This is a genomic window from Paenibacillus sp. CECT 9249, from assembly GCF_918697855.1.
In the GTDB taxonomy this organism is placed as follows: domain Bacteria; phylum Bacillota; class Bacilli; order Paenibacillales; family Paenibacillaceae; genus MSJ-34.
In genome coordinates, this window is record NZ_CAKKLI010000087.1 from 1 (window position 1) to 6,924 (window position 6,924).

Annotated in this window: 5 protein-coding genes; all 5 read right to left on the reverse strand. The window is 41.5% G+C overall.

Going from position 1 to position 6,924, the window contains the following annotated elements; translation table 11 throughout:
• Positions 1-701: 701 nt before the first annotated feature.
• The gene (locus LQ229_RS26625; protein WP_216537641.1) at positions 702-1,115 is read right to left on the reverse strand and encodes a VOC family protein; all 414 of its coding nucleotides are present in this window, start codon (positions 1,113-1,115) and stop codon (positions 702-704) included.
• 54 nt (positions 1,116-1,169) lie between these two features.
• Positions 1,170-1,811, reverse strand: coding sequence for a GNAT family N-acetyltransferase (locus LQ229_RS26630; protein ID WP_230193386.1), 642 nt, complete (start codon positions 1,809-1,811; stop codon positions 1,170-1,172).
• A 192-nt stretch (positions 1,812-2,003) separates the two neighbouring features.
• Positions 2,004-2,357 carry a hypothetical protein gene (locus tag LQ229_RS26635; protein ID WP_230193387.1) on the reverse strand — a complete coding sequence of 118 codons (354 nt, stop codon included), beginning with the start codon at positions 2,355-2,357 and terminating at the stop codon, positions 2,004-2,006.
• 5 nt (positions 2,358-2,362) lie between these two features.
• Positions 2,363-4,258, reverse strand: coding sequence for a DEAD/DEAH box helicase family protein (locus LQ229_RS26640; RefSeq protein ID WP_230193388.1), 1,896 nt, complete (start codon positions 4,256-4,258; stop codon positions 2,363-2,365).
• 98 nt (positions 4,259-4,356) lie between these two features.
• Complete coding sequence (locus tag LQ229_RS26645) at positions 4,357-6,666, reverse strand: restriction endonuclease subunit R (RefSeq protein ID WP_230193389.1); 2,310 nt, start codon at positions 6,664-6,666, stop codon at positions 4,357-4,359.
• Between the last annotated feature and the right edge of the window lie 258 nt (positions 6,667-6,924).

Here is a 6,924-nt window from a genome sequence, read left to right on the forward strand (position 1 = left end):
TGGTAAATGACTTGATTTTCGGGCTGGGTTTAGTTTGGTGCTGTCATTTTCCCTGACTCCCTTGCTTTACGGCCAAGAAAATTTCCAATTCTCAAGAATCAGGGACTTGACATCTTACCGCTGGACTCTTTCCGATTCCTTTCAATCATTTTATCACACCCCAACATATATGTATATACCAGTATATACAATAGGGTTGGGAATGATACCTTATCCAAACTTCGATGTCATTTATGATCGATTCACCGTATCCATGGATAGGGTAAACTATGACAATAAGGGACACATCCTAGTTCGGCGAACACCTAGGTTAGTGTCCTTTTTCGGTATGATCCGGATAAGAATGGATAAGCTGATAAAGAATCGTCGACCACCAATCCAATTGTTCCAGTTCTTTGCATAAATGAGTGAAATTCTTCCGACCGTGATTGTCCTTTATGTCTTTATTCAATAGAGGAAAACGTGAGAGAAGAAGAAGTTTCCTTAAAATAATAGGGATTGTCATGGGCGGGCAAGTTTTCCGTAAAAAAGAAATCGAAGTCATCACTCCGAACTTTACATTTATTACGCAACATATACGACATGAACGTCTTGGCATAATCATTAGCAAAGATCCTCAAGTATTTGAGCGCCTCCATTCTTCCCCAACCTCGGGAAGCCTCCTCCGTTCGCGATGCCCTCATCTTCCTATGGGATTCAGCTCAGGACACATAATTTGAAATTTCGATCAGGTTCAGATCCGGATCGCGCACATAGACGGAGCGAATTTTACCCATTGCGCCTGTACGATCTACCGGGCCTTCTTCAATGGAAACATCGCAATTCTCCAAATGCCGAATCACGTCATCTAGCGGCATATTCGTAATAAAACACAAATCTGCCGAGCCCGGGCACGGCGTATTTGCCTTCGGCTCGAATTCGCGTCCGCGCTCGTGCAGATTGATCTTCTGCCGGCCAAACTGCAAAGCGTATCGTCCTCCGCCGAACTGGACGACCTCCATACCAAGCACTTTCCCGTAGAACTCTATCGTACTTTGCAGATTATTAACAGTAAGAACAAGGTGATCAAGACGGTCAATAACAATGCTGGAGGTCGGTGCAGTTCGTTTACGCATGGTATAAAACGCCCCTTTTCCAAGGTATGGTAAAATAACAGCAAAGACATCACACTAAAATTGTTCTATAGAAGAACTACTCACAGCCTCCAAAAAGAACTTCGGAGCTCTAACCACTTTCAGCGATTGAAAATCTTTACTTGGCATAACTGATTGCAAGATCGGAAGACACTCATTCAAATCATTCGTTCTCGTGCCAATCACCGGATCGCTCAACAATGAAAATCCAAAATCAGCATACAGTTTGATAGCTCGGTAACTCGATGGCTGCGTATGTAGAAACACCGGATAATCACAAGCCGACAGACTTTGCATGACATAAGAAAGCAATGCTCTACCGATTCCTAATCCTTCATATTGTTTTAATACCTTGAACCAATGAATCGTCGTGATTTTCTCATAAGCTCTCCAAGCGAAGCATGTTCCAATTGGTCGGTCTTGCGAATCACATACGAACAGACATTTATCAAAAAACAATTCTTTCTTATCCGCATATACATTTTGAAAGTAGGTCGACATGAATCCCCGATACTTTTCAGCCTCTGTCGGATCATCAAACGGAAAGTCCATCCAAATGCCGAGTTCATCTTCTCGACACTTGCGAATGTGAAGACCTTGCGGGAGACTTCGAACTGCGGCACGATTCAACACGGAACACATCATAAACAAGTTTTTATCCGGTATTCCTTCCGACAAAGAACTCACCTCATTTCAAACATGAAAGACTGCCATTTTCAAGCACCATTACGAGGAATTAATACCGATGCTTCGACACTTACTGCGACCCTCCGCTTTACCACTAGCGATGATACGGTTCACCGTATCACTTGATAGGGTAAACTAAATAAAGGGGAGCGACGGATATAATTATCTGTCACTCCCAATCTATCAAGATGCTATGCTGTATTCAATTACTTCCTTTGCCACAGCTTCTCCCTCAGCCTCAACAAGCCTTAGATAAGCGGTTGCTATTGCTATTTGTCTGTCGTATACAACTGTTACCTCATCATTTTGTTTAATCGTGATTTTAAACAATTTTTCATTCAGATCAAATTGATAGTACGCATAACAATGCTTTGTGTACATATCTTCAAACTTCATTTCGACAATTAAGTGATCATCAAGTTTCGTGTAATGTACATATTCGTAATTAGGTAATTTAGCATTAGCAAGTAATTCTTCCGGCCAAACATGATTTAAATGAACAGCTTCAAATAGTGCTTTCCGTAGTTCTTTGCTCATTCAATTTACTCCTTTCTTATGGTATCTCGAATTACTACTTTCAGATGATCTACAACTTGATCTAAATACTCTTGGGCGTATTCGACTTCCTTAATCGTCCACTCCCAATTTTCCCTTTTACCAAATCGTTCATACAACACTTGATTCAAATACCTTGCTATAAGTGCTGCATTATCAGAGTTCTCATCTGAAGCAATCCAACGATATTTTTTATATACAGGCAACCTAGCTAAATCTCTTTCTTCTTTAATCAACCCAAATTCAAGAATGATTTCTGCAGGAATTGTTTCTTGAACTTGTACTGCAAAATTATGCTTCACTTGCTTTACATACTTATCTGGTCTCAAATATATTGGATCGAAATCTTCAGGTTTCCTCTGGCTCTCAATTATTCTTCTAGCTTGATGGTCATCAATTTCGCCCATGACTTCTTTGAGTCGTACGATTTTTTTTCTCATTTCACGTTCATATTCATCATACTCTTGAGTAGTAGCAGTTGTCACGTAATCTTCGTATTCTACCTGAAAATCACCTTCAACTTCAACATCTCCAAAGTCGTAATTTTTGATTCCTTTTTCCATCTTCCCTTCCCGTTTGCGTTGCTCTCTTATTTTTTCAGTAATGTTTTTGTATTGTTGCTCTTTCTGATATTCTTCCCACAGCGGATCTAAATTTAAATCTTTATGTCCAACGACTACTGCTACATTATCACTTGCCGTTTTAGCCTGATTTGGAGGAATGCGTCGCAACGTCCTTCCAATAAATTGAGCATACGGTGCTAATGATCTAAAAGGTCGAAAAATAGCAGCAATACTCAAGTATGGATGATCATATCCCTCTCCAAGAAGGGCAACATGAATAACAGCATCAACTTCATGAGCTTCAATGGCTCTTAAACGATCTTGTCGAACTGGATCAGGTAACTTACTGTGGACCACCGTAGCCTTAAGACCTACATCATCATACATCTTTTCGATTTGTTGAGCATGTTCAATAGTACAAGCAACAGCAATGATTTTGTGCGGAACACCAGAAGCCCTTTTCTCCTGAAGCTGTCTATAGCTCTCCTCAACAACTTGCATACTACATTCGGGTGAATAAGCAACGCTGCGACTTATCCAATCCTCCTCTTTTAATCCCATATCTCTTATTTCTTCAATTGTATACTTTTCTTCTTCATTTCCATCTATCGTTAAATATAGTTTATCAGGAACCACGATAAAGTTCCTTAAAGATTTAACGTATCCTCTCTCCATCGCTCTTCCTAGCTTATAATCAATAACTGTATGACCCTCAATAGGTTTATTATCACTTCTGAAAGGGGTACCTGTTACTTTAACGACTTTCGCTCTGCTAAAATATTGAAGTGCTTTTTCCCAAGTCTGTGCAGGCGAATGATGAGCTTCATCAATAATTATCATGTCGAAGAAATCATTTTCAACTTTCTCTAATAAACTATTTCTACTCCGAGCTTGTAGTTTATGAACATTTAAAATGACTATATTAGCTGATTCAAGATCAGTTTGACGAGTGTCCTTTTCGTATTCAACAACAACTGGAAGTTGATCAAACCCTGTAAACACTTTTTGATTCAACCAAAAATTAGTGGGATTCGTAGGATCGAGCGAGTCAAGAACATGATCTTTTATTACTAGCTGTGGTGTTATTACTAGTACTCGACCCTCACTTATACCAAAAGGAGATAGAGCGATAACACCTGTTTTACCTGTTCCAGTTGGTAATACAACGACCGCATGCTGATTTGACTTTGATGAATTAAAATGGGTATAAATATCGTAATATGCTACGATTTGCGGCTCCCATAAATTATGGTTATCTGCAATAAATGGATTCGCTTTTTTAAAATAGGCAATATCAAAAAATTGATCAGCTACGCTCATTGTTACACCCCCACAATAATTCATATTTTGTATATTACATAGCTGTCCTTCACTATATCATACTCACCTATGACTTAATTATAGTTGAGTCAACATTGCTATCCCTTCACGATCTCCATCAACTTCTCATAACTATTCACCACGTCGTACTTCAACTGCCCCGTATTCAACTTGGCGAAATGCTTACGTGCACATGCAATCTTGGCTTTTTCCACTTCACGAAGCTCCAACGATTCCATCGAGCCTTTGGTTTCCGCAATAAAGTAAATGTGCTTCGTCGTACCTTCCTTGAACACGATAGCCCAGTCTGGATTGTAGTTCCCAAGCGGAGTCGGAATAAAGAAACCTCTCGGCAGCTTGGCATACACTTCGATCTCTTGGCTGATATCCATTTCTTTCGCAAATTTCCGTTCAATCTTCGAATCCGTTACAACGTAGTCGAAGATGTGTTTGTCCACCGGAATCGCATTGTGTCCCAACTGCCCTTTCAGTGTGTTTTCCGTGAAGATCGTCTCTTCAAACGTTCCGTTCATCACATCGTACGTTAAGGATTCCACAACCGTTGTCGCCTTTTGTTCATTGATCATTCGAGCCGAACGAATGATAAACTCCTCCGGATTTCTTTGAAACAAAGCAAATGTTGTCGGTTTGATTCCTTTCAAAATCTGCACAACGGTTTTCCGCGTTAATCGCGTCTCATCCATTAGCTTCCCAATCAGATCATATTTGATCTTTGAACGTGCACTGCCGGTGACGTATTCGGTTTGCGATTCCCGTTGAATGAATGCATCACCTTGTTTGAGCTGTTCTTTGGAGTCAATTTTATTCATTTCACCATGAATAATGGCATATCGGATTTCCGGCACCTTCAGTTCTGCGTCCAATTTCCAAATACATTTTTGAACCAATTCTTCCGAGTCAAACCGAACCGTGTACACCGTTTTCCTGTTAATCTGGTTCCACAGTTGCTGGAATTCCTTCTTCTTATAATTCGCATTCGGCTTGAGGTGATCGACATTCTTCCCTCTTTCATTTTCGGTCAAATCTTCCTTGCCCACTACATATATCGACTTCACCAGTTCAATCAATTCCACCTGATGATGCTCCAATTCTTCAGGCAACTGAACCGTCTGACTCTCAACTGCCTCAAAGTATTCCGGAGCCAATTGATCTTTGTCATCGACATACCCTTGTCGGATAAAGGTGCGGTGAAGCTTATTGGCCAAGGTTTCATCGATGAGCAATTTTTCTCCTCGTTCGTTCGTTAACACGCGATCTTTGAAGAACTCGAAATCGGCCTTCTTCGGACGTTCGGATAACGTATCCGCAATTTCACTTTGAAGTTGTTTCGCAAATTGTTCATACGACTCACTCGCCACGACCGTCAAGGCATTAATATCATGAACATCAATGCCTGGAACCGTTGCATCGATCCGATTACCGTTCTGATCCACACACAGACGAAGTCCGCGTCCGACCTCTTGACGTTTCTTCATCGTGGAATCACTATGCTTCAACGTGCAGATTTGGAACACATTCGGGTTGTCCCAGCCTTCTTTCAACGCTGAGTGTGAGAAGATGAACCGGGTCGGTTCTTCAAAGCTAAGCAGCCGTTCCTTATCCTTCATGATCAAGTCATAAGCATCCACATCATCAGAATCCGTCTCCGTCCGCTTCAGCTTGGGATCGACCATTCGCTTACTCTTCTTATCAATGGAGAAATACCCTTTATGCGTATCCTTTACGTGAATCTGATTGAGGTACTGAATATAAGGATCGTCAGAAAAGAGGGATAACGTTTCGTTCAAGATGTGCTCATATTCTTCCTCGAAGATATCCATATAGACGCCATTGACTTCTTCGCCGCTTTCATCATATTGGCGATACTTCGCCACTTCATCAATGAAGAACAAGGACAGCACTTTAATCCCACGATGAAACAATTCCCGCTCCTTTTCAAAGTGTGATTTAATCGTTTCCCTGATCTGAATCCGGCGAAAATGAAGCTCATTCACATCACCCTGAACATCACCAGCTTGCAACGTTACTCCATTGGTGAAATGAATGATGTTCTTTTGACCGTTGATCTCTGAAACGCGGTACCCTTTGTATTGCTCCAATTCGGATAACGAATACAGATCGTCATTCACGCGTACTTTTTTGGTGATCTTCTTCAAGCCGCTTCCGGATCGTTTTTCAAATTCCAGTCTGGCAACAGGGGCATGTTTCTGACTGACGTCAATGCCTTCCAAGTAGAGATAACTGTCCGAACCTGTTGTACCTTTGACCGATATTCCTTTCACACTGATCTTCTTGACCAGCTTCAGGTTGTACGCATCCAGTGCATCCAAGCGGTACACTTTATTGTAATCTTCTTTATGCGTCGCCGAATACCGCAGTGTGAACAAGGGCTGAAATGCCTTTATGGATTCCTTCGTTTTCGGCCCTTCAACAGATTGTGGTTCGTCGATGATCATGATCGGATTCGTACTGGCAATCACATCAATTGGTTTGCGTGATTGGAATTCGTCCAGTTCGAAGTCATAACCACCGGCTTAGCCGGTGGCTTCCATCAGCCCTATAAGGGCATGGTACTAGCAAGCGCCTAAGAAGGCGCACTGAAAGTCTGCCAACCGCGAGCGGTCTCGGGCTTGCCCCTCAAAGGG

Bases quoted from the DNA above. Each gene is read 5' to 3' on its own strand.
- LQ229_RS26625 (WP_216537641.1), bottom strand. From the start codon at position 1,115: ATGCGTAAACGAACTGCACCGACCTCCAGCATTGTTATTGACCGTCTT.
- LQ229_RS26635 (WP_230193387.1), bottom strand. From the start codon at position 2,357: ATGAGCAAAGAACTACGGAAAGCACTATTTGAAGCTGTTCATTTAAAT.
- LQ229_RS26640 (WP_230193388.1), bottom strand. From the start codon at position 4,258: ATGAGCGTAGCTGATCAATTTTTTGATATTGCCTATTTTAAAAAAGCG.